12 protein-coding genes and 1 other RNA gene are annotated in these 23659 nt (G+C 68.4%); 10 read left to right on the forward strand and 3 right to left on the reverse strand.

Translation table 11 applies throughout. The features are described 5' to 3' along the window. Window positions 1-211: 211 nt before the first annotated feature. The 3 genes from KF907_RS06880 to KF907_RS06890 all read right to left on the reverse strand — a co-directional run bounded on the left by KF907_RS06880 (window position 212) and on the right by KF907_RS06890 (window position 8906). The gene (locus KF907_RS06880; protein ID WP_291219262.1) at window positions 212-4033 is read right to left on the reverse strand and encodes a translocation/assembly module TamB domain-containing protein; all 3822 of its coding nucleotides are present in this window, start codon (window positions 4031-4033) and stop codon (window positions 212-214) included. Continuing rightward, the gene (locus KF907_RS06885; RefSeq protein WP_291219264.1) at window positions 4030-5778 is read right to left on the reverse strand and encodes an autotransporter assembly complex protein TamA; all 1749 of its coding nucleotides are present in this window, start codon (window positions 5776-5778) and stop codon (window positions 4030-4032) included. Before KF907_RS06885 ends, KF907_RS06880 begins: the two co-directional genes overlap by 4 nt. A 533-nt stretch (window positions 5779-6311) precedes the next feature. Next, on the reverse strand, window positions 6312-8906 hold the full coding sequence (locus KF907_RS06890) for a glycosyltransferase (RefSeq protein WP_291219265.1): 2595 nt from the start codon (window positions 8904-8906) through the stop codon (window positions 6312-6314). Window positions 8907-9100: 194 nt separating this feature from the next. Here KF907_RS06890 and KF907_RS06895 point away from each other — a divergent pair, with 194 nt between their 5' ends. The 10 genes from KF907_RS06895 to prmC all read left to right on the forward strand — a co-directional run bounded on the left by KF907_RS06895 (window position 9101) and on the right by prmC (window position 23522). Beyond that, the gene (locus KF907_RS06895; RefSeq protein ID WP_291219266.1) at window positions 9101-10966 is read left to right on the forward strand and encodes a hypothetical protein; all 1866 of its coding nucleotides are present in this window, start codon (window positions 9101-9103) and stop codon (window positions 10964-10966) included. A gap of 28 nt (window positions 10967-10994) precedes the next feature. Then, an RNA gene (gene rnpB, locus KF907_RS06900) (RNase P RNA component class A) lies at window positions 10995-11350 on the forward strand. Window positions 11351-11463: 113 nt separating this feature from the next. Continuing rightward, the gene (gene gspL / locus KF907_RS06905; RefSeq protein ID WP_291219268.1) at window positions 11464-12654 is read left to right on the forward strand and encodes a type II secretion system protein GspL; all 1191 of its coding nucleotides are present in this window, start codon (window positions 11464-11466) and stop codon (window positions 12652-12654) included. Beyond that, complete coding sequence (locus KF907_RS06910) at window positions 12651-13142, forward strand: type II secretion system protein GspM (protein WP_291219270.1); 492 nt, start codon at window positions 12651-12653, stop codon at window positions 13140-13142. The genes gspL and KF907_RS06910 overlap by 4 nt, the downstream gene beginning before the upstream one ends. A gap of 43 nt (window positions 13143-13185) precedes the next feature. Further along, window positions 13186-13953, forward strand: a complete 768-nt coding sequence (locus KF907_RS06915; protein WP_291219272.1) for a type II secretion system protein N — start codon at window positions 13186-13188, stop codon at window positions 13951-13953. Beyond that, window positions 13953-14756 carry an inositol monophosphatase family protein gene (locus KF907_RS06920; protein ID WP_291219274.1) on the forward strand — a complete coding sequence of 268 codons (804 nt, stop codon included), beginning with the start codon at window positions 13953-13955 and terminating at the stop codon, window positions 14754-14756. The genes KF907_RS06915 and KF907_RS06920 overlap by 1 nt, the downstream gene beginning before the upstream one ends. Window positions 14757-14928: 172 nt before the next feature. Beyond that, window positions 14929-17883: a VIT domain-containing protein gene (locus KF907_RS06925; protein ID WP_291219275.1), complete on the forward strand. Its 2955-nt coding sequence runs from the start codon at window positions 14929-14931 to the stop codon at window positions 17881-17883. Window positions 17884-17932: 49 nt separating this feature from the next. After that, complete coding sequence (locus KF907_RS06930; protein ID WP_291219276.1) at window positions 17933-18484, forward strand: Pycsar system effector family protein; 552 nt, start codon at window positions 17933-17935, stop codon at window positions 18482-18484. Between the two features lie 62 nt (window positions 18485-18546). Continuing rightward, complete coding sequence (locus KF907_RS06935; protein ID WP_291219277.1) at window positions 18547-22665, forward strand: hypothetical protein; 4119 nt, start codon at window positions 18547-18549, stop codon at window positions 22663-22665. 5 nt (window positions 22666-22670) lie between these two features. Further along, on the forward strand, window positions 22671-23522 hold the full coding sequence (gene prmC, locus KF907_RS06940; protein WP_291219279.1) for a peptide chain release factor N(5)-glutamine methyltransferase: 852 nt from the start codon (window positions 22671-22673) through the stop codon (window positions 23520-23522). Window positions 23523-23659: the final 137 nt, after the last annotated feature.

The following is a 23659-nucleotide window of genomic DNA, read 5'->3' on the forward strand; positions in this document are numbered from 1 at the left end:
CCTGAATGAGTGGAGGAGTCACTGCGCGGCGTCGCGAAGGACGCGGTTCGGGCGCAGCGAGAGGGCTTTGATGCCCTCTCGAACATGCATACGGAGGAACGATCGGATTTCTGCCACGGAGCGAGCGTGTGCCGCCGCGCGTGCCGTCGGCGATCGCGTGCGCGGGGGGGCGAGGCGACGCGGGCATCCCCGCGGCTGCGGTGACGTCGCGTCAGCGCTCGTAGCGGTAGTTGATGCCGGCGCGGCTGCCGGTGGTGGCGTTCTGTGCCTCGAAGTTCCAGCGTCGGTGGAACAGGTAGCGCAGGGTGACGACTTCGCCGGGTTCGAAGATGCCGACGCCGTAGCTGAGGTACAGCTTCGGCGAGAGGTATTTGCCGACCGTGAACGCGGCACCGCCGAGTGCGGCGTTGTCGGAGACGCCGATGTCGTCGACGCCGAGCCGGCCGCCGATGCTCTTGGCGAGCAGGTCGCCGCCGGCCGTGCCGAGTGCGCGCGCGGCGGTACCGAGCATGTCGCCTTCGCCGCTCTTGAGCGCGCTCAGCGGCTTGCCGGTGACGAGATAGGCCAGCGCGTCCGACTGTTCCATCGCGGGATCGGCGTACACGGTGAGGACCGGCAGCCGCGCGGTGCCGCGCACGAGCAGGCCGGCGCTGACCTGGTCGGCTTCGATCCTGCGCGAAGCGCGGATGTCGAGGCCGGGGTTGTCGATCGGCGTGCCGGCGAACAGGATGCGCCCGGTTTCGATGCCGAGATTCTGGCCGTAGGCCTTGTAGGTGCCGCTGACGTCGAGTGTGCCGGTACCGGTCGTGGCACGGCCGGGTCGCTCGTTGACGACCAGCCGGCCGTCGAGCTTGCCGTCGAAACCGAAGCCGGCCAGTTTGACGTCATCGCCGAGCACGACGGTGACGCTGGCCGTGATGGGCGGCCGCTTGCCGGCCTGCTCGCGCTGGGCGTCGACGATGACGACATCGGCCGAGGTCGACGCTGCGCCGCCACCGGGAAGTTTGGCCAGATCGACCCTGGCCGAAGGCACGCCGACCTTGCCATCGACGACGAAGCCGCCGGCACCACGTTCGATGGCGAGATCAGGATTGATGAGGACGCGCGCGGCCGGGATGTCGGCGGCGAGGATGTTCTCGCCCTTGATCCTGAGCTTCATCGGCGCGTCGGCGGCGAGGCCGCCCTCGCCGTCGAATGAAAGTCGACCCTCGCCCGAGGTGATACCGCCTTCGAGGACGAACCGCTGTGCGTCGACCGCGCGCAGGTCGATGTGGCCATCGTGCAGCCTGAGCCCGGCCGCTGGCACCTCGGTGGCGAAGTCCTCGAGTGTGAACGCACCGCGCAGCTCAGGTTCGGCGCTGTTGCCGCCGATGCGGTAACTGGCGACGAGGCGACCTTGCGGATTGGCCACTTCGGAAGTCAGCAGTTCGATGAAGGCGAGGCGCTTGAGGACGAGTTCGATCTCGCCATCGAGCGCCTGCGGCGCGCCGGCTGCGCCGGACAGTGCGACACGGCCGTCGAGACGGCCGTCGTGGTCGAACGTGGCATGCAGGGTGGCCGTGGTCGATTGCGGGCCGAATCGCGCGTCGGCGACGAAGCCCGTATAGCTGAGCAAGGCGTCGTTGTTGCCTTCGTGGTGCAAGCTGCCTTCGGCCGAAGCGAGGGTCGCCGTGCCGGTCAGGGTGCCGTTGGCATCGCGCACGATGTGGCCCGCGCCGCCGAGCATGCCGCGCAGGCGCACCGGCGCATCGGGCGCGGCCAGGCGCATGAACAGGCGCAGCGGCAGGTGTTCAAGCGAATAGCGCGCGTCGAGGCGACCATCGGCGAAACCTTCGCCGCCGATGCACAGGCGCGCCGGCTCGCGTTCCACCGTTGCTTCGCGCGCGACGGCGTCAGCGTCAGCGCCGCTGGTCCTGGTCGGTGCGGTGTTCGCGCGGCGCGCGAGCGTGCCGACCAGGCAGCGTTGCTCGGCGCCGAAACGCGTGCCATCCCAAGTCAGTGCCATCGGCGCGTCGAGGGCGAAGTCGGGCAGGGTGCGCTGGCGTGGATCGAGCTCGAGCGATTTCAGGCTGCCGTTCCAGCGGCCATCGCGTGCGCTGCCGGCGAGGCTCAGGCGCAGCGAGGCCGGCGTGCCGACGGCGTCGACAGCGAGTTCGTGCGCACCCTCGTTGCCATTCGCCTCGATGGCGACGGAATCGAATCGGGCCGTGCCCTGGTTCACGCCGTTCGCCTTCAGCGTGAGCGCGCCGGCGGGCTTTTCGAGGTTACTCAGGTTGACGACGAGATCGAGCGAGCTCACGCGCAGGTCGCCATGGGTGAGATCGCGCGCCTGCGCATTCGCCTCGACATCGAGCGCTGGCCAGCGTCCGTGCAGGCGCAGCCTGCCGTCGGCACGACCTCCGGCATCGGGCAGCCAGTCGCCGAGCGTGGCAACGGCGAAGCGTGCATCGACGTCGGTGGCATCACCGTCGCGGCCTCGCAGGTTCAGCGTGCTGCCGCCCGCAGCGAGGTCGAGCGTGCCGTCGACGATGTAGCCGGGCTTGATGGCGAGATCGGCCTTGCCCGATACGCGCCGTTCGCGCAGCGTGCCGGCGAGGCGCTCGATGGCAAGCGTCGCTTCGATGCCGTGGTCGACGAGCCTGCCCCGCGTGGTGACATCGAAGTCGAGTGCACCGGGCCAGCCGGCGGCGAACGCGCCCGGATCGAGGGCCTTGGCCTGTGCCGCGATCTGCCAGCCGATGGTCGGTGCGAGCATGACCGTGCCAGTTGCATCGAGGCCGCCCTTCGGTTGCACCAGGGCCAGCGTTTCCAGTGCGATCCGCTCAGGCGTGCCGCTCAGCTTGAGGCGCAGGTCTGCGGGTTGACCGGGTGGGCCGATCGTCAGGGTGCCGTCGGCGGCGTAGTGAGCGGCGCTGCCGGAGACGTCCAGCGTACCGTGCGTGGCCAATGCCTGGCCGACGAGGTCGGCCGGCAGTTCGACGCCTTGCCAGGCGAGCGTGAGCATGGCGCGCGGCGGTGTCTCGTCGAGATGCACCTCGCCGTGCGCATCGAGCGAACCGCCCGCATCGGGCGAGCGCAGGGTCAGCGCCTCGATCGTCAGCAGCTCATCGGCGAGCGCAAAGCGCAGTGGATCGATGGCGATCTTGTGCGCATCGAGCGTGACCATGCCGCCGAGCGTGCCGCGCGCGCGGTCGCCGCTGCCTTCGAGGGCGAGGGCGACCTGGGTGAGGCCGCTGTCCTTCGCAAGCACCTTCGGGTCAAACGCCGGCGCGTCGAGCTTGAGCGTCCAGGGCAGGGCATCGTCCTGGCCGAGCGTGGCGTCGAGGTTGGCCGCGAACGGCGCGGCGAGGATGAACCTGATCGATGCGCGGCGGCCATCACTCGTGGCATCCAGCGTGCCGGTGTATTCGGTCTCGCCGATACGCCAGCGGAAGCGCGTCTCGCCTGCTCCCGACCAGCCGCCAAGCGTGGCCAGCGTGCCTTTCAGGTCGACTTCGCCATCGGCCGCGCGCAGCCGCAGGTGGTTCACGGCGATGCCGTTGCGCAGCCACGCGGCGGCGAGTTCGAGGCGGTCGGCGGTGAACACGGGTTCGCCGTCCTGGCGGATGTTCGCGCGTTGCAGGGCGAGGCGGTCGACGACGATGTCGATCGGCGCATCGAGCGAGAATGGCGGTGAAGGCTCGTCCTTCGGCGGCATCGTCGTCAGGGCCAGGTCGACGTCGTCGATCGCGAGGTCGTCGACCTGCACGCGCCAGGCGAACAGCGCACCGATGCGAAGGTCGAGCGAGACGCGGCCGATGCGCGCATCGACGCCGCTTGCCGGATCGTTCCAGCGCAGGCCTTCCAGTACCAGCGGCCCGGCCAGCGAACCGCGGTGGTGCTCGACTGAGAGCTTGCCGTCGAGCACGCCCTGCGCGCGCGCCAGCACGAAGCCCGCACCGGCCTCGCTGTTGAGCGCCCAAGCGAGCACGCCGGCGAGTACCAGCAGGAATGCCAGCAGGACGATGCCGAGCCGTTTGAGCCAGCGCTTCACAGGTCCGGTCCGATGATGACGTGGAGTTCGACGCCGCTGGCGTATTTGTCGCCGATCGGCGTGCCGAGGTCGACGCGCACCAGGCCGACCGGCGAACGCCAGCGCAGGCCCAGGCCGGCGCCGAGCTTGAGGTCGAAGTGGCTGCCGGTGAAGGCGTCGCCGGCATCGACGAAGGCCGCCGCGCCCCAGTTCGGGCTGAAGTAGTGCTCGTATTCGGCACTGGCGACGGCGAGCTGCTCGCCGCCGATGACCTGCGGATCGTCGCGGCCCGGCACCGGCTCGCGCGGACCGATGGTTTGGAACGAGTAGCCGCGGATCGAGCGGTCGCCGCCGGCGAAGAAGCGCAGTTCCGGCGGCAGCTTGGCGAAGGTGTCGACCTTCGTGTAGCCAAGCGCGCCGCGCGTGATGAATCTGCCATGGTCGCCGAGACCACGGATCCATTTCGCATCAGCGGTGACCTGGGCAAAGCTCGTGTCCGACAGTAGGCCATCCTGGCCGGCGCGCGCGGCCAGTGTCAGCGACCAGCCGCGGCGCGGGAAATTCGGATCGTCAGCGCGCTTCTTCGTCAGCGACATTTCCGGATAAAGCAGGGTGGTATTGCCCTTCTGGTCGGCGACCTTGAAGTCGCCGGTCAGGAACTGCAGCCCGAGCGTGCGCGTCCAGCCGTGCCAGATGCGCGAATCGGTCGCGGCCAGACGCAGGGTCTTCGACTGGCTGGTGTCCGTGTTCTCGTCACGATAGGCGATGCCGAAGTTGAGGCTGTGGTTGTCCCGTCCCGGCAGCGGGATCTGGTACAGCGTGGAAAGGGTCTGCAGGCGCTGGGCGAGGATCGTCTCGAACTTGAGCTTGTGTCCGCGCTTGTTGACCCAGCGTCGTTCAACGCCGCCACGCACGCCGGGGCCGGTGTCGGTGCCGACGAACAGGCCGCCGGTGTAGACCGTGCGCTTGGCCGGCGCCAGCATGACCGTGATCGGCACGTGGCCGTCGGCGGCTTTTTCGGTATCCGGCGAAACCTGCGCGATCGAGAAATAGTTGGCATCGACCAGGCGCTGCTGCAGGGCGAGCAGGGCGTCTTGCGAGTAGTAGTCGCTGGCGTCCCAGGGAATGTAGCGTTCGAGGAAACGATCCGGGAACTGCGCGCCCTCGAAATGCGTGTCGCCGAAGCGATAGCGCTCGCCGGCTTGCCATTCAAGCCTGATCGTCGCGCTGTTCTCGGCGCGCGTGACCTCGACACGATGTCCGGTGAGCCTTGCATCGAGGAAACCGGCACCGAACAGCGCGGCGTGGATCGCCGCCTTGCTGCGTTCGTAGGCGGCGTGGTCGAGGCGTTCGCCCGTGTAGGGGACGAACGTCGAGCGGGCCATGTCGATTGCGCGGATGCCCTCGACTGCGCCGACGATGCGGATGTCGAGTTCGCCGATCGTGACCGGCGGGCCGATCGCCAGCTTCAGTGCGGCGACGAAGTCGTTGCCGTCCTGGCGCAGTTCGCCCTCGACCTTGGCGTTGTAATAGCCGTAAGGTTCGAGTGCGGCCTGGATCTGGCGCTCGGCGCGCCGGTAGAGGCGTCGTGCCTGCGCCGGGCTGATCTCACGTTCGGCGTACTGCTGCACCTCCAGAGCAGCCAGCACGGCCGTGCGCAACTCGCCATCGATGCCCTCCAGTTCGACGCGGATGCGCGCAGCCTCGGCTGTCGCCGCAACGAGCAGAGCGGACACGGCGAGCAGCAGGCGGAGGGGCGTGCGCAAACGGGACGACTTCATCATCGAACGCGGGCAGGGGAGGCGGGTTTATAGCAGGAGCGACCTTGCCGGGATGTTGTCGTGACGTTTTTTGTCGAGGCAAGAGCCGCGTGCGCGGCCACACGAATCCGCAGGAGCGCAGCGTGCGCGCGATCGAACCATCACGACCGTCCATCGCGCACAGGGTGCGCTCCTGCGAAAGAACGGCAACGCGCGCTTTGCCTTGCTTCGGCTCCTGCTCCCCGGGCCCCCTGCGGAAGCGCCGATGCCGGGGTGTCCTTTCCTTTGCTTGCTTTCCTTGACTCCGCGCATCCTGCGCTCCGCCCTTTCGGGGCCGGCTTCGCCGTTCGCGCCGCTCCTGCGGCGCAGTGGACAAGCAAAGGAAAGCAACGCGCTTGCCGCCGAGGCGAGCGGAACACCGAGAAAATATCGCCAAGAGAAAGCGAAGAGCCAAAGCCAGGAGCTGGATGCCGGCCTTCGCCGGCATGACGCGACGAGGGGTGCTGCCGAATCAGAATCGTTACCACGCGCATGCGTACTCACCCCACCGAATCGCCCGATCGGTGCGCCACCCAGGCGCCGATCAGGGCCGAAACGTAGGGAATCGCCTGGGCGGCGAGGATGCCGACCCAGAGCTTGCCTTCGGTGTACTGGATGCCAGTCGAGTGGATCATGCCGATGATGCAGCCGGCCAGCGCGACCGCCATCAGCAGTTCCTCGCGCACCGACGAGAACGCGCTCGGCTTGCCGCTCAGACGCCGGCTCTTGGCCGTGCGCACGAACTCGCCCTTCTTCTTCCAGAGGCCGAGGAAGATGCCGCGCGCGATGGCGTGCGACAGCCCCATGCTGGCGATCGAGGCCATGATCGTGTCGTACCAGCCGCAAGGCACGCGCTTGCGGTACAGCACGATGCCGAACACGGCCTTGCTGACGAAGAATCCGATGACCGGGATCAGGAACAGCTCCATCGGCAGGGTGAACAGGGTCGGCCAGCCGACCATGCCGATCGTCCAGGCGATGGCCATCATCGTGAACACCAGGTGCAGCGCGTCCGCAAACCAGGAGAACCAGCCGGTCAGGAAGTGGAACTTCTGGCCGCGGCTGAGCGGGCTGTCCTTGCGCGTCATCCAGCCGAAGCGCGCCTTCATGATCTGCATCGCGCCGAAGGCCCAGCGATAGCGCTGTGACTTGTAGGCAGTGAAGTCGGCCGGGGTGAGACCCTTGCCCATCAGCTCGTCGACGTAGACGAGTTCATAACCCTGGTGCATCAGGCGCAGGCCGAGTTCGGCGTCCTCGCAGATCGTCCATTCCGACCACGCACCGGTGTCGACCAGCATGTGCCTGCGCACCATCGTCATCGTACCGTGCTGGATGATCGCGTTGCGTTCGTTGCGATGGTGCATGCCGATGCGGAAGAAGCCGTCGTACTCCCAGGCGGTCATGCGGCGGAAGCGGTTGTGCTCGAAGTCACGGTGCGCCTGCGGACACTGCACGACCGCGACCTTCGGGTCGGCGAAATACCCGGTCAGTGCGCCGAGCCAGTCCTTGCGTACCACGTAGTCGGCGTCGATCACGGCGACGATTTCGGCGCGCGGGTCGGTCTGTTCGAGGCCGAAATTGAGCGCTCCGGCCTTGAAGCCGGGCCAGGGATCGAGGTGGAAGAAGCGGAAGCGCGGTCCGAGTTTCGCGCAGTATTCCTCGACCGGGCGCCACACATCCTCGCGCTTGGTGTTGTTGTCGATGACGAGAACCTCGAAGTTCGCGTAGTCGAGCGCGGCCAGCGAGTCGAGGGTCAGGATCACCATCTCCGGCGGCTCGTTGCAGCAGGCCAGGTGGATTGACACGAACGGCTGCGCTTCGGGCGGCGACGGTTCGAGCAGCCCGGCGTGTCTGATCCAGCGCGGCCGCCACAGCACTTCGGTGAATTCGAAGCCGTTGATCAGCAGGACGAGGATGATCGCGATCTGTGCCGGAAACAGCAGCAGCAGCATCGACCAGTCCAGTGGGCTGAGATAGAACGCCAGCGGCAGGCTGATCGACCACACGATGACCGAGGCCGAGAGCTGGATCAGGCCGAGGAAGAACACCAGGCCGGTCGCGTAGAAGCGGATGAAGTGGCGCGCGAACCAGAACATCGGCAACAGCGCGAGCAGGCAGGCGGCGATCGCCTTGATCTTCCAGGTCGGATCCTCGACGACCTTGCCGGTGAAGGAGAACTTCGGTTCGCGTGCGGCGTTGAACACGCCCCAGTAGGCCTCGGCGCGTCCGCCGCCGTGCGACTCCTTCCACGGCTGGTCGATCGCTTCCATCACGTAGTAGTCGATGCGCTCGCGCGCGGCGACGTTGAACCATTCGCGCAGGAACTGGGCCTCGTTCTCGACTGACGGCTGCGCATAGGTCTTGCGGTCGCCGTTCGACGGCCAGCCGATTTCGCCGATCACGACCGGCTTGTCGGGGAACAGTTCCTTCAAGCGCTTGTATTGGCCGAGGGTGAAGTTGATCGCGTCCTTGCGCGGGATGTGTTCCCAGTACGGCAGCAGGTGCACGCTGATGAAGTCGACGTGGCGGGCGAGCTCGGGATTGCGCTCCCACACGAAGAATGGCTCGGCGGTCGACACCGGGATGTCGAGCTGCGCGCGCGCGCGGTCGATGTAGGCGATCAACTGTTCGACCGAAAGGTCGCCGCGCAGGATGGACTCGTTGCCGACCATCGCGCGGGTGATGTTGGCGTGTTTTCGCGACAGCGCGATCAGGCCCTCGATCTCCTCGTCGTTCTTCTGCAGGCGGCGGTCGAGCCAGGCGCCGGACATGACCTCCATGCCGTAGAAGTCGGCGATGCGCGGGATCTGCGGACTTTCGATCGACGAGTAGGTGCGCAGGCGCTTGGCATGCCTGGCCATCAAGCGGATGTCCGCGGCGAGTTCGCTCTCGCTCGGGAACAGGCCCTTGGTCGGATCCTGGTTGCGCTGGAACGCGCTGAACGCGAAGCCCTCGACGCGGCCGGTCCAGTCGGCGATCTGCACGGGCCGGTTGAGGAAGGCCCACAGACCGTAGTTGAGTGCGGCGATCGCAAACGCGAACAGCAGCGCACGCCAGGTCGATTTCGCGGAGGGATCGGCGGTCTTGCTGCTCAACGGAAACGCGCTGCGGTCGCAACCGCGGATGCGGCGCGGCAGCATAGCCGAAGCGTGCGCGGTCGCTCAATTCGCCCCCGGTTTGCGGAAAGTAGGCATCCGGGCGATGATGCGCGACCCTGCGTGCCCGCCACGCGTGAACACGATTGTGGCCGCGCTGCGGTGGCCCGGCCGGGCGGTCCCTGGCTGCGAACATGCACAAGGAACCCATCATCGGCATGCAGGACGCATCGACCCTTGCTCGCCCGACTTCGTCGCTCGCCGCCCGTTTGCTCGCCTGGGGCGTGGCTGCCGTCGCCGCAGCCTGGATTCTGGCGACGCTGCTGGTGATCGTCGAGTTCGGCCTGCGCTATCCGGCCTTCGACCAGTTCAGGCTGTATCCGCTCTATCTCGGCCTGGCGTTCCCGGATTCGGCGATCCAACTCGAGAACGGCCATCGTCCCGTCCTGCCTGCGCTGGTGCGACTGCTCGAAGTCCAGTGGTTCGGCGCCAACCAGCAGCTGCAACTCGGTGTCGGCATTGCGCTGGTGCTGGCAACGGTCGCCCTGATCGGCCTCGCCGGACGGCGTGATGGTCGAACCGCCCTGCGTGGCTCGACCGCCTGGCTGCTCGCCGTCCTCGCGGTGCTTTGGCTCGGCAACGCGCGCATGCTCATCCATGGCAACGAACTCGTCCACGCCTACCTGGTAACGAGCTTCACCGTGCTGAGCCTGTGGGCCGTGCATGCCGCGACACTCGGCCGGCCGCTGCGCTGGATGCTCGTGGCTGGCCTGTGCGCGTCTGGCGCGGCTTTCAGTTTCGGCTCCGGCATGGCGGCGTTTGTCGCTCTGTTCTTCACCGCTGCCGCCGGCCGCGTGGCGTGGCGGGCATGGCTCGCGCCATTGGCCCTGTTCCTGGCCGCGATCGGGCTCTACCTGGCCGGCATGCCGGGCGACTCGGGGGTGCGCAACTCCCTGTTGCTGTCACCGCTGGACAACGTCGTCGTCGGCCTGCGCTGGTTGTCGGCCCCGTGGATGCATGCCTGGCTCGGCTATGCCAATCCGGCGATGTTCCCGTTCGTACCGACGCCGGCCGAACCGGCGAACCTCGTCGAAGCTGCGCTGCGCGGCAGTGCCGGCTTCGTGCATTCCATGCTCGGTACGCACGCGTTTCGGATCGAGGGCATCGTGATCGGTGCCGCCGCTGTGGCGGCGTGGCTGGCCTGCCTGTGGCATGTGCGCCGGCACGAGGTTTGGCGCGGGCGCCTGGTCGCCTTCGGCCTGGCCACGTTCGGCCTCGCCGTCGGCGCGACGATCTGCCTGGCCAGGCTGGCCCATTTCAAGACCAGCCCCGGCGACGTGCTGGCCGAGCGTTACCTGCCGTGGAGCTGCCTGTTCTGGCTCGGACTTGCGCTGTATGCGCTGGCAGCGCCACGTCGACCATCGCCGCGCCGCGATGTGATCGCCGCCATGTTCGCCGTCGCGCTGGCCGTGATGCTGTATCCGAGCCATCTCTGGTGGGTCGGCTGGGCCGCCGCCGTGAATCGCATCAACAACGCCTCGGCCGTGGCGGCGCAGATGGGGATATGGGACCCCGAACGTTTCCCCGACGGCCCTGACGCGCGCAAGGCCGACGTGTTGCGCTCGCTCGAACTGATGCGCGAGCGCCGGCTGTCGATGTTCGGCGAGCCCGGTTACGCACTGTGGTCGTCGCAGTGGCGGGAGCCGGCGTTGCTGCTGCCGCCGCAGTCGGGGCTGTGGCTGCACGCGATGTCGGAGTTCCGCAACGACGACGGTCGCCGCGTCGTGCGCATCGAAGGCGTCCTGCCGCGGTCGGGTCCGTTGCCGCAGGACGCGGTGATCGCCCTTGTCGCTGCCGGCGGCGGCTTGCGCGGCATGGCCAAGCCGAGCTTCTTCGAACCTGACGAAACGCTTCCACGACGGATCACCGGCCTGCGCCCGGGTTTCGATGGCTACCTCATCGATCCGCAACCGGGCGAGACCTTCGAGCTGCTGATCATCGCAGCCGATGCGCAGACTGCGCTCGTGCGCTTCCCGATTCCGCAGGGTGCGATACCCTGACCGGACGTTCACCGCTACACTCCGCGGCGGAGTCGGCCAGGCAGTCGCGTCACGCATTGCGTGCCGAGGAAAGTCCGGGCTCCACAGGGCAAGGTGCCAGGTAACGCCTGGGCGGCGCGAGCCGACGGAAAGTGCAACAGAGAGCAGACAGCCGAACGGCATCGCAAGATGTGCGTGGTGATGGTGAAACGGTGCGGTAAGAGCGCACCGCGTGCGGGGCCAACGCCGCACGGCACGGCAAACCCCACCTGGAGCAAGACCGAATAGGGGAGTCATGACGTTGCCCGCGTCGCTCCCGGGTTGGTCGCTCGAGCCCTGCGGCGACGCAGGGCCCAGAGGAATGACTGTCCACGACAGAACCCGGCTTATCGGCCGACTCCTTCTTTTTTGGGAAATAGGGAATAGGGAATGGTAGAAGCGGGAATCTCTTCCTGCGTTGGCTCTATTCATTCCCCGTTCCCCGTTCTCCATTCCCGGCTTCTCATACAATGCCCCGCATGTCCGAACGCCTCCTCATCCGCCTCGCCAGTGACGGCCGCCTGACCTGGCGACGCCTGGCGGTGGACGCGCGGGCGTCGCATGCGAGCGCGCAGGGCAAGCCGCCTGCAGCCGTGCTCGCCGCAGCCGAGGAGGTCATCGTGCTGGTGCCGGCCGAGGATGTGCTGCTGACCCAGGCGAAGATCGGCGCACGCAATCGCACGCAGCTGCTGCAGGCCGTGCCGTACGCGGTCGAGGAAAACCTGCTCGGCAATGTCGAGGACCTGCATTTCGCCGCCGTGCCGATGGCCGATGGCGATACCGGCATCGCCGTGGTTGCGCGCGCCCGCCTGCGCGAATGGATCGAGCGTCTCGCAGCCGACGGCATCCGCGCCGATGTCATGCTGCCGGAATCGCTGGCCCTGGCGCCGGCCAGCCTGCTCGTCGAGGACGGTCGCGTGATCGCGCGGCTGGCGCCATGGACCGCATTCGCCTGCCCGTTGGGGGACGCGACCAATTGGCTTGCACGGGTGCGCGACGCCGGCTTCGACACGCCGCTAGACGTGCATGTCGTCGGCGAGGACACGGCACCGGTACCGATCCAGGCGGTCGACCTGCGCACCCAGGTCGGTGTCGGCGATGCGCTCGCCTTCTTCGCCCGCCAACTCGGCGCACCGACGCTCAACCTGCTGCATGGCGAGTTCGCCGGTCGCCAGCGCCAGGCGCGCGGCCAGCGCTGGTGGTGGCGCGCGGCGGCTCTCGCCGCCGCCGTGGTCGTCATGGCCTTCGCGCATCGCATCGTCGAGGTCGTGCAGCTCGGTCGCAGCCTCGATCGCATCGAGGCGGCCAGCGCGGCCAGCCTTGCCGAAACCTTTCCCGACCTCGGCGCGGCCGAACGCGCGCGTCCGCCGGAACTGGTCATGCGCGCGCGCCTCGAAGGCCTGCGCGGTGGCGATGCCTCGAGTGGCCTGTTGCGCCTGCTCGGTCGCATCGCGCCGATCCTCGGCGCGACCACGCGCGTGCAGTTGCGCGGCCTCGAGTTCCGCAACGAGATGCTCGAGATCAACCTGCGCGCACCTGATGTACAGACACTCGACAGCATCCGCGAGCAGGTTGCCGCCACGCCCGGCCTCGGCGCCGAACTGACCGCGACCAACCCGATCGACAACGCGACCGATGGTCGCCTGCGCATCCGTGCGGTGGCGCCATGATCGCGACCTGGTGGCAGGCACAGAGCGCACGCGACCAGCGCATCCTCAAGATCGGCGCGGTGGTCGTTGTCGGCGTGCTGTTGTGGGCATTTGCCTGGCATCCACTCGGTGTCGAGCGCGACCTGCGCAGCGAGCGCCTCGACCAGGCGCGCCGCGAGCTCGCCTTCGTGCGCGCCTCGGCGGCCGAAATCGCACGCCTGCGCAACGCAGGCACGCAGACGCGTGCCGACCGCCAGGGGAAGTCGCTGCTCGCCCTGGCCGATGCCAGCGCGCGCAGTGGCGGCCTCGATGGCGTGCTCAAGCGCATCGAGCCGGTCGGCCCACGCAGCGTGCGCGCCGGCTTCGAGTTCGCCGCCTTCGACACGATCATCGATTGGATCGAACGCCTCGCCCGCGAACATGGCGTGCAGGTTTCGGATTTCTCGGCCGACCGCATCGACTCGAGCGGCCTCGTCAACGCCCGCGTAACGCTCGAGGATGTACCTTGAGCATCGTGCATTTTCCCGCCTTCGCCTCGCCCAAGAACCGATGATGAAACTGATCAAGTGGCTGTTTGCCCTGCTCGTGCTGGCCCTGGTGGTTGCTGTCGTGGTCGCGTGGACGATGCCGGCCGACGTGGCTTGGCGCTACATCGCGCCGAAGGCCGGTCCGATCAGCCTGGTCGGCGTGCGCGGCACGGTCTGGGACGGTCACGCCGATGGCATCAGCGTGTTCGGCCGCGATCTCGGCGAACTCGACTGGCGCATCGACAAGGCGCCGCTGCTGAGCCGCCGGGTGGTCGCCGACCTGCGCATCAAGGGTGCCGACATCGACGGTTCCGGCGTGCTCGAACGTACCGGAAGCGGTCGCATCGAGGCGCGTGACGTGCGTTTCCGCGTGCCGGCCGCACTGTTCGCGCCGGCGCTCGACATCCCCTCGCTGAGCCTGCTCGGTGCGGTCACCGGCACCTTCAGCAAGGCCACCTTCGCCGATGGTCGCGTCAGCGATGCCGCGGGCACGGCGCGCTGGACCGAGGCCGGTGTCAGCGGCAGCGCCGAGGCGCGCTTCTCCGACATCCTCGCCGATTTCGCTTCCAGGCCGGATGGCAGCATCGCCGGCACGCTCGCAGACGACGGGCGCGGCGATCTCGCGGTCGAAGGCCGCTTTTCCGTGTCACCCGCCGGATTCGATGCCGAGGCCTTCCTGTCCGCGCGCAACGACGATGTGCGCGTAAGCGAGGCCTTGCGCTACATCGGCCAGCCGCAAGCGGATGGTTCCTCGCACCTGGTCATCCGTGGCGAGCTGTTCAAGCTGTTCTGATGACTCTCGCACGCACCTTTCTCGACCGTGCCCTCGTCGCCGCGCACACCGCCGCCGATGCCGCCGAGGTCGGCATCCGCGCGCACTACCGCGCGCGTGACTTTGCCGTCGAGACCAAGGCCGATGCCACGCCGGTGACCGAAGCCGACCGCGAGGCCGAGGCGGCGATCAAGCGCGTGCTGCGCGCGGCGTTTCCCGGCCATGCCTACTACGGCGAGGAGGAAGGCCGCGAAGGCGACAGCGACTTTCTCTGGCTGATCGACCCGATCGACGGCACGAAGTCGTTCGTGCGTGGCTATCCGTTCTTCTCGACCCAGATCGCGCTGATGCACGAAGGCGAACTCGTGCTCGGCGTGTCGGCGGCCGGCGAATACGGCGAACGCACCTGGGCGACGCGTGGCGGTGGCGCTTTCCTCGGCACGAACGGGCGCGACGGGCGCGCGATCCGAGTATCCGGTGCGCGCGAACTCGGTCCGGCGACAGCGATCTCGACCGGCAACCTCAAGTCGCTGGCCTGCGATCCGCGGCGCTGGAACGCACTCGCCGGCCTCGTCGCACGCAGCGGTCGCATCCGCGGCTACGGCGATTTCCTGCACTACCACCTGCTCGCCCGCGGCGCGATCGACCTCGTCATCGAATCCGACCTCAACATCCTCGACGTAGCCCCGCTCGTCGTCGTCGTGCGCGAAGCCGGCGGCGTGTTTACCGCCCTCGATGGCGGCAAGGTCGATCTTTCACTCTCGAGTGCGCTTGCGGGGCCGCCGGGGTTGCATGGTTTGGCGCTCGAGGCGCTCGCCGCGTAGGAGCCCCTTCAGGGGCGATGCTTCTTCTTTGCATCGCGCCGAAAAACATCGCCCTTGAAGGGGCTCCTGCGGGAGGCTGTGGCTTCCCTCCAACCCCGCATGCGATGCATCTTCGTTGCATGCCACCACGACGGGCCGCGCCGCGGTTCGCATTTCCAGGGAAGCCTTGCCGATGAGCCTGCCTTCGATCCTTTCCGTGCGGGTGCGTGCGTTGTTGTTGACGCTCCTCTTCGTAGCCTCCGTGCCGCTGCATGCCGTATCGATCGTCGCGCCACCGCCGCCGCGGGTCGAGCTGCGCGACGGGGGTGAGCCGGTCGCGCTGCGTGACCTCGACGTGCGCGCCGAAATCGTCGGCGGACTCGCGCGCACGCGCGTCGAGATGGTGTTCGTCAATCCGAACGCGCGCGTGCTCGAAGGCGAACTCGTGTTCCCGCTGCTGGATGGTCAGGCGGTCGACGGTTTCGCGCTCGACATCGACGGCGTGCTGCGCGATGCCGTGCCGGTCGAGAAGGCCAGAGGCAAGCAGGTGTTCGAGGACACGATCCGCCGGCGCGTCGATCCGGCCCTGCTCGAAACGGCCGGCGGCAACGTGTTCCGCCTGCGTGTGTATCCGTTGCCGGCCAAGGGCACGCGCCGCGTGGTGGTCTGGATCAGCGAGGCGCTGGAAGGCCGCGACGGCCAGTGGTCGTACCGTTATCCGCTCGCCCAGGCCAACAAGCTGGCTTCGTTCGCGCTCGAGATCGACGTGGCAAACGCGGCGCAGAAGCCGGTGCTGACGCGTGCCGACGGCCTCGACGGTGCGCTGAAACTCGCAGCGGTCGGCACGCGCTACCGCGCCACGGTCCGCCGCAATGATTTCGTCGCGCGCGGCTGGGTCGAACTCGCCGTGCCTGATGGTGGTGCCGACACACCGGCGCCGGCGTTGGTCGAACGTTGGAACGGCGCACGTTACCTGTATGCCGATCTGCCGCTCGCACTGCCGCGCCTTGCACGCAGGCCGGCGTCGCGTGTCGGTCTGGTGTGGGACAGCTCCGCCTCCGCACGACAGCGCGACCACGCGGCCGAGTTCAGCCTGCTCGATGCGTATTTCAGGGAGATGCGCAATGGTGAGGTTGCGCTCGTGCGCGTGCGCGACGTGGTCGAGGATGGTGGCCGCTACACGATCCGCGACGGCGACTGGCAGGCCCTCAAGCGTGCCCTGCAGGAAACCGTCTACGACGGTGCGACCAACCTCGCCGCCTGGAAGATCGACGCCACGCTCGACGAAATCCTCGTGTTCACCGACGGCCACGCCAACTACGGCACCGGCGTGCTGCCGGCCGGCCTCGACCAAGCCAAGGCACGCATCATCCCGGTCAACGCCTCGGCCTCGTCGGATCGTGCCGTGCTGCGCCGGCTCGCGCGGGATGGCGTCGTGGTCGATCTCACGCGCGGCCTCGAGGCGGCAAGCGGCGCGCTGCTGACGACGACGGCGACGATCCTCGCGATCGAGGCGGCCGGCGATGCCGACATCGTCGCCGATGCCGAAGCCTGGTCGCGCGGTCGTCTGCGCCTGCACGGCCGCATTACCGGCGAACCGCCGCGCGAGTTGCGCGTGCGCGTGCGTGAAGCGATCCGCGGGGAGCGCGTGGTGAACATTCCGCTGGCTGCGGCGGTCGAGGCGGAGCCGGGATCGGTACCGTTCGCGGCGCGACTGTGGGCGCGCCAGCGCATCGAACGCCTCGAAGGCGAACGCGGCCTGCATCGCGCCACGATCCGCCGCCTCGGCCTCGAGTTCGGCCTGGTCACACGCGAGACCTCGCTGATCGTGCTCGACACCGTGGCCGACTACGCGCGCCACGGCATCGAGCCGCCGGCGCCGCTGCGCGGCGAATATCTCGCCCTGCGCGAGCGCGAGCAGGTGCGCGAGCGCAAGGACAGGGATGCCCACCTCGACACGATCGCCGCGCAGTATGCCGACAAGCTCGCATGGTGGAATCGCGACTTCCAGAAGACGAAGCCGCCGCTGCAGAAGGTTGCCGGGGAAGCGTATCGCCAGAGTCACGCGGTCCTCGCCGAGGCTGCGCCGATGGCCGCTGGCGCACCGCCACCGCCGCCTTCGCCGCCACCGTCCGCCGCGCCGGCGCGTGACGAGCAACGGCTGGAATCCGTGCAGGTCACGGGCAGCCGCATGCGTCGCGCCGATGTGGCCGCTGCCGCGCCCGGACAACCCGCGCCGGTCGAGGCCACGATCGCGTTGAAGAAATGGACGCCCGACGCGCCGTACATCGCGCGCCTGCGCGAAGCCGATGCCAAGGCGTTGTACGCGACCTATCTGGACGAGCGTGTGGACTGGCAGGACAGCAGCGCCTTCTACCTCGACGTCGCCGACCTGCTGTTCGAGCGCAAGCTCGATGCGCTGGCCCTGCGCGTGCTGTCGAATCTTGCCGAACTCGAGCTCGAGAACCGCCAGGTGCTGCGCATCCTCGGTTATCGCCTGCTGCAGGCGGACCAGGCCGCACTGGCCGTGCCGCTGTTCGAGGAGGTGCGTGAGCTGGCGCCGTTCGAGCCGCAGTCGTTCCGCGACCTTGGCCTGGCCTACGCCGCCGCCGGCACAACGCAGAAGGCCGCCGACGCGCTGTACGAAGTCGCCGCGCGGCCGTGGGATCCGCGTTTCGCCGAAGTCGGCCTGATCGCGCTGACCGAGCTCAACGCGTTGATCGCGACGAAGGCCGGCATCGATACCGCGCGTTACGACGCGCGCCTGCTGCGCAACCTGCCGGTCGACCTGCGCGTGGTGCTGAGCTGGGACGCCGACAACTCCGACATGGACCTCTGGGTCACCGACCCGCACGGCGAGCGCGCCTTCTACGGCCATCGCCTGACCCACCAGGGTGGACGCATGTCGGCCGACCTGACCGCCGGCTACGGTCCCGAGGAGTTCATGCTCAAGCGCGCCATCCCGGGCACCTACAGGGTCGAAGTGAACTACTACGGCAACCGCCAGCAGGTCGTTTCGGGCACGGTCTCGCTGCGCCTCGCCTTCTTCACCGGCTTCGGCCGCCCCGGACAGCAGGAGCAGTCGGTGATCCTGCGTCTGCGCGACCAGCGCGAAACGGTGCTGGTCGGCGAGTTCGAGGTCAAATAGCCGCCCCATGCCGGTAAGATGCGTCGCATCTCGACCACGGAACGCAGGCATGGCCGACCCGGTGAAGGCTCCGCTGAGCTACTCGGACATCCCCGAGCGCAACACGGCCGACAATGTGTTGCGCACGGCCCAGCAGCACCACGTGCAGTTGTCGGCGATGGCCGACACCAAGGCCAACATCATCATCACCGTGTCGTCGATCGTGCTGACTCTGTCGCTCGGTCGCGTCAACGACCCCGAGCTGCGCACCGGCGTGCTGATCCTCGCCGGTTTCACCTTGGTCGCCCTGCTGCTGGCGATCCTCGCCGTGCTGCCGAAGTACCGGCCGATCCGTCTCACGGACGAAACCCTGCCGCCGCATTTCAACCTGCTGTTCTTCGGCCATTTCGCCGAACTCTCGCGCGAGCGCTATCTGATCGAGATGAACCGCGTGCTGATGCCGGGCGGGGTGCCGTATGCGACCTGGGTGGCCGACATCTATTCGCTCGGCACCTATCTGCGCCGCCACAAGTACCGCTACCTTCGCTACAGCTACCTGTTCTTTCTCGCCGGTTTCGTGCTGGCCTGTCTCGAACAGGGTTGGCGTTTGCTCGCCCATTGAGCAAACCCCGGCGACTTCCTCGTCGCGTTGCATCGCCATCGTTCCGAAGTGGAGGGACCATCATGCGTGCATGGCTGCTGATCTCGATCCTGTTGCTGGCCGTCACGGTGGAGGCCGCCGAACCGGTCGTGCCGGCACCGCTCGAACCCTGGCGCGCGTGGGTTCTGAACGGCCATGAACATCGTGCCTGTCCGCTGATCGCCGGCCGCAACGGGGCGCAGCGCGACGATTACCTCTGCCAATGGCCCGGCGTGCTCGAACTGGCTGCGGATGCGAGCGGCGTCGCCATCACGCAACGCTGGCAGCTGGCCGCGGAAGGTTGGGTGCCGCTGCCCGGCAATGCGCAGCACTGGCCGCAGCGGGTCACGGTCGGTGGGCGGCCTGCGGTCGTGGTCGACCGCCAGGGACCGATGCTCTGGCTTGGCGCCGGCAGCCACGAGCTGCGCGCGCGCATCGACTGGGATGAGCGTCCGCAGTCGCTCGACGTACCCGAGGTGATCGCCTCGATCGCGCTCAGCGTCGACGGCAGGCCGGTGTTGCCGGTGCAGCGTACGGGCAAGGCCCTGACGCTCGGCCGCGCGCAGGGTGGCGCGGTCGAGGCCGACAGCGTCGATCTGACCGTGTTCCGCAGGTTCACCGACAACGTGCCGGGCGAGCTGACCACGCGCGTGTCGATCGATGCTTCCGGGCAGGCGCGCGAAGAACGCTTCGGTCCGGCGTTGCCGGAAGGTTTCGTGCCGGTCGCGCTGTCCAGCACGCGTTGGCCCGCGCGACTGGACGAAGACGGCATGCTGCGCGTGCAGGTGCAGCCGGGGTCGAACGAAATCAGCCTGATCGCGCGCGCGATCAGGCCGGTCGAACGTCTGGTCGCGCGCGTGCCGGAACAGTGGGCGAGCCAGGAGGTGTGGAGTTACCAGGCGATGCCCTCGCTGCGCGTGACCGGAGTCAGCGGCGCCGTGCAGGTCGATCCGCGTCAGGCCAACGTACCCAACGACTGGCAGGCATTGCCGGCATTCGCGCTCGATGATGGCGGCACCTTGGCAATCGAGGTGCGCTCGCGCGGACTCGATCCGGCCGAGGCGAACCGGCTTGTCCTGGTGCGCGAAGCCTGGCTCGACTTCTCCGGCGCCGGCTGGTTCGCGCGCGACCGTGTGAGCGGAACCATGCAGAGCGGCTGGCGCTTCGACGCGGCCGCGCCATATGCCTTGCAGCGCGCGGGCAGCGGTGTCGAGGGCGACGACGAATCGCTGCTGGTCACGCGCGGGCAGGGCGAAGGCCTGACCGGCACCGAGTGGCGCACCCCGCAGGTCGATCTGCGTGCCAGTCTGCGCATCGATGCCCCGGCCGGCACACTGCCGGTGACCGGCTGGCAGCAGGTGTTCGACCAGGTCACCACGACCCTGCACCTGCCGTACGGTCATCGCCTCGTCGCCGCGCCGGGCAGCGATCGCGCCGTCGGCAGCTGGCTGTCGCGCTGGACCCTGCTCGATGCTTTCCTTGCCGCAATCATCGCGCTGCTCGCCGCGCGCCTGTTCGGCCTCGTCGGCGGCGTGCTCGCTGCGATGTACCTGCTGCTTGCCTACCAGGAGCCTGGTGCGCCGGTGTGGAGCCTGCTGCTCGTGCTCGCATTCGGGCTCGTCGTGCGTGCGCTGCCGACTGGCCTGCGCCTCGCGCGGGTGCTCGGCGCGCTGCGCATTGCCGCACTGATCGTGTTCGCCTTCATCGCCTTGCCCTTCGCCGCGCAGCAGGTGCGCATGGCCTTGTATCCGCAACTGGAAGGACGATTCGGCTTCGGGCCAGGGCCTGCGCTCGCCAATCTCGCCATGCCACAGACGCCGATGCCGGCACCGGCGATACCCATGATCGCTGTCGAACAGCCGATGCCGACCGAACCCGACGTCGAGAGTGCGGGCAAGGTCGGCAGTTCACGCGTGCAGGACACCGCCACACGCGAGCAGGTCACGGTCACCGGCTCGCGCATCCGCCGCGCCGACCAGATGGCCAAGTACAGCCAGAACACCGTCGTGCAGACCGGTGGGGGCGAGCCGGGCTGGCGGCTCGGCAACAGCTACACGCTGTCGTGGAGCGGGCCGGTGTTGCCGGCGCAGGAAGTGCGCCTCGTCGTCGCGCCGCCATGGCTGGTGCGCAGCCTGCGCATCGTGCTGGCGGTGCTGGTCGGCCTGCTCGGCTGGCGCCTGCTGGCTGGTATCGCCCGGTCGCGTCGCGGCGTGGGCACGGTCACGAGTGCATCCGCGCTGCTGCTGGTCGGCCTGCTCGTCGCAGGCTCGCCGGTACAGGCGGAGGACTATCCGCCCGAACACCTGCTCGACCAGTTGCGCGCTCGCCTGCTTGAAGCACCACCGTGCGCGCCGGCCTGCGCGAGTCTCGCGCGTGCCGAGGTGTCGGCGCGCGGCGAGGAGATTCGCGTCGTACTCGAAGCGCATGTTGCGGCAGCGCGCGTGGCCTTGCCGGTGCCGCTCGACGAGCGTGCTGCACCCTTGCGCGCGGCCTACATCGACGGCAGCGCAAACCCCAGTCTCGTCCGCTTCGGCGGCAAGCCGTGGATCGCGCTGGAGCGCGGCGTGCATCAGGTCGAACTCGTGTACGCCGCGGTCGGTGACAAGGTCGATCTCGCCTTTGCACTGCCGCCTCGCCATGTCGTCTACCGCGGCGATCGCTGGCAGGCCAGTGGTCTCGCCGATGGTCGCCTGCTCGCCGACACGTTGACGATCGCGCGTGCGCGCGATGCCGATGCGGCGCGTCCGACGGATGGCGCGCAGAGCTTCCCGGCCTGGGTGCGCGTGGTGCGCGACATCAGCTTCGACCTCGACTGGAGCGTGGCCACGCAGGTGCGGCGTGTAGCGCCGCGTGAAGGCGGTTTCACCGTCGATGTGCCGATCCTCGCTGGCGAACACCTCGGTGATGCGCGCCTGCGCGTGCGCGACGGCAAGGTCGCGGTCTCGCTGCCGGGCAATGCGCGCGAGATGGCCTGGCACTCGACGCTCGACAAGGCCGATACGCTGAGCCTGACCGCGCCATCGCTCGGTGAGCGCGCCGAGGTCTGGCAGTTTGCGGTCAGTCCGACCTGGCACGTCGAGTTCAGTGGCGTGCCGGAGTCGGCCATGGCCGTCACCGATGCCGCCGACTATCGTCGCTTCGAGTTCCATCCATTGCCCGGTGAAACGCTGACCCTGAAGGTGCGCCGGCCCGAACCTGCCGCCGGGGCCACGCGCGCCATCGACAAGGTCGACCTCACCAGCGAGTTCGGCAAGCGCGCCAGCACGCACACCCTGCGGCTGCAGGTGCGCGCAAGCCAGGGTGGCGACCAGGTGATCGACCTGCCGGCAGGCTTCGACGTGCTCGCGGTCAGCGTCGATGGTGTCGCCGTCAATGCGCGGCCGATCGACCAGCGCTTGAGCGTGCCGGTACGTCCAGGTGCGCAGACCATCGAGGTTCGCCTGCGCGGCACCACCGAACCGGGCCTGCGCGCGCACACGCCGGCGATTTCGCTCGGCCTGCCGGCGGCGAACATCGACTTGCGCGCACAACTGCCGCGCGACCGCTGGCTGCTTGCCGCATCAGGTCCAGCGGTCGGACCGGCCGTGCTGTTCTGGGGCGAACTCGCGGTGATGATCGTCGTCGCCGTGCTGCTGTCGCGCTGGCGGCGTTCGCCGCTGAAGCTGCACCAGTGGCTGCTGCTCGGCCTCGGCTTCTCGACATTCTCGTGGATCGCGCTGGCTTTCGTCGTCGCCTGGTTGTTTGCCTTCGAGGCGCGCAGGCTTGGCGCGGCGGCGAAGAACTGGGTGTTCAACCTCGGCCAACTCGGCCTCGTTGCGCTCACCGTGATCGCACTCGTGTGCCTGTTCGCGAGCATCCACAACGGCCTGCTCGGCGAACCCGACATGGTCGTCAGCGGCTACGACTCCTACGCACGCAGCCTGCACTGGTTCGCCGATCGCAGCGGCGACGTGTTGCCGGTGGCCAGCGTCGTCTCGCTGCCGCTGTGGGTCTACAACATCGTCATGCTGGTGTGGGCGCTGTGGCTGGCCTGGGCCGTGGTCGGCTGGCTGCGCAGCGGCTTCAAGGCCTGGTCGGAAGGCGGCTACTGGCGTCGCTGGAGCGAGCCGAAGCCGATCGAAACCGCCGAAGTGCCGCCGCCGCCACCCGTGCCGGGGGGTTGACCCGGGTGGCGACGATCCGCGATCTCGTCGCCGCGGCTGCATCGTCCGGTGAGATCGATGCCCGCCACGAGGCCGAGCTCCTGCTCGGCCACGTGCTCGGGCGTCCGCGCGCGTGGCTGTATGCACACGCACAGGACGGGGTCGATGTCGACGCGCAGCGTCGTTTCGAAAGTCTCGTGGAGGCGCGCCGTGGTGGTCGGCCCGTCGCCTACCTGACCGGCACGCGCGGCTTCTGGACACTCGATCTGCTCGTCACGCCGGACGTGCTGATCCCGCGCGCCGAAACCGAGCGCCTGGTCGAACTCGCACTCGAACGCATTCCCGTCGACAAGGACTGCGCCGTCGCCGACCTCGGCACCGGCTCCGGCGCGATCGCACTCGCCATCGCCAGCGAACGACCGCGCGCGCGCATCGTCGCCACCGACGCCAGCCCCGCCGCACTGGCCGTCGCGCGCGCCAACGCCGAACGCCTCGGCCTCGCCAACGTCAGCTTTGCCGGCGGCGACTGGTGCGCCGCACTCGGTGCGCAACGCTTCGACGTCATCGTCTCGAACCCACCCTACATCGCCGCCGCCGACCCGCACCTCGGCCAGGGCGACTTGCGCTTCGAACCCGTATCCGCACTCGCCTCCGGCAACGACGGCCTCGACGCCATCCGCAGCATTGCCGCCCAGGCACGCGCCCACCTCGAAGCCGGCGGCTGGCTGCTCGTCGAGCATGGGTTCGAGCAAGGTGAAGTGGTGCGTGCCCTGTTCAGCACAAACGCCTACACCGAGATCGCCACCGCCCGCGACCTCGAACAACGCGAACGCGTCACCCTCGCCCGCACCCCGCTGCGACCCTTGCGGATGTCATGACGCCGTTGCGGGGTTGATCAGAGCAGCCCTAACATGCGCGGTTTCGGGGCCGGGGGATGCTCCGAGCACTGGGACGAATGCAGGGGGAGAGCCGATGTCGGGGAAATGGATTGCGGGCATCCTTGCGTGCTTGATCG

This window comes from Dokdonella sp., from assembly GCF_019634775.1.
Taxonomy (GTDB): Bacteria; Pseudomonadota; Gammaproteobacteria; order Xanthomonadales; family Rhodanobacteraceae; genus Dokdonella.

Excerpts from the sequence above, each read along its gene's own strand:
- KF907_RS06895 (WP_291219266.1), top strand. The coding sequence starts at position 9,101 with ATGCACAAGGAACCCATCATCGGCATGCAGGACGCATCGACCCTTGCT.
- gspL (WP_291219268.1), top strand. The coding sequence starts at position 11,464 with ATGTCCGAACGCCTCCTCATCCGCCTCGCCAGTGACGGCCGCCTGACC.
- KF907_RS06910 (WP_291219270.1), top strand. The coding sequence starts at position 12,651 with ATGATCGCGACCTGGTGGCAGGCACAGAGCGCACGCGACCAGCGCATC.
- KF907_RS06915 (WP_291219272.1), top strand. The coding sequence starts at position 13,186 with ATGAAACTGATCAAGTGGCTGTTTGCCCTGCTCGTGCTGGCCCTGGTG.
- KF907_RS06920 (WP_291219274.1), top strand. The coding sequence starts at position 13,953 with ATGACTCTCGCACGCACCTTTCTCGACCGTGCCCTCGTCGCCGCGCAC.
- KF907_RS06925 (WP_291219275.1), top strand. The coding sequence starts at position 14,929 with ATGAGCCTGCCTTCGATCCTTTCCGTGCGGGTGCGTGCGTTGTTGTTG.
- KF907_RS06930 (WP_291219276.1), top strand. The coding sequence starts at position 17,933 with ATGGCCGACCCGGTGAAGGCTCCGCTGAGCTACTCGGACATCCCCGAG.
- KF907_RS06935 (WP_291219277.1), top strand. The coding sequence starts at position 18,547 with ATGCGTGCATGGCTGCTGATCTCGATCCTGTTGCTGGCCGTCACGGTG.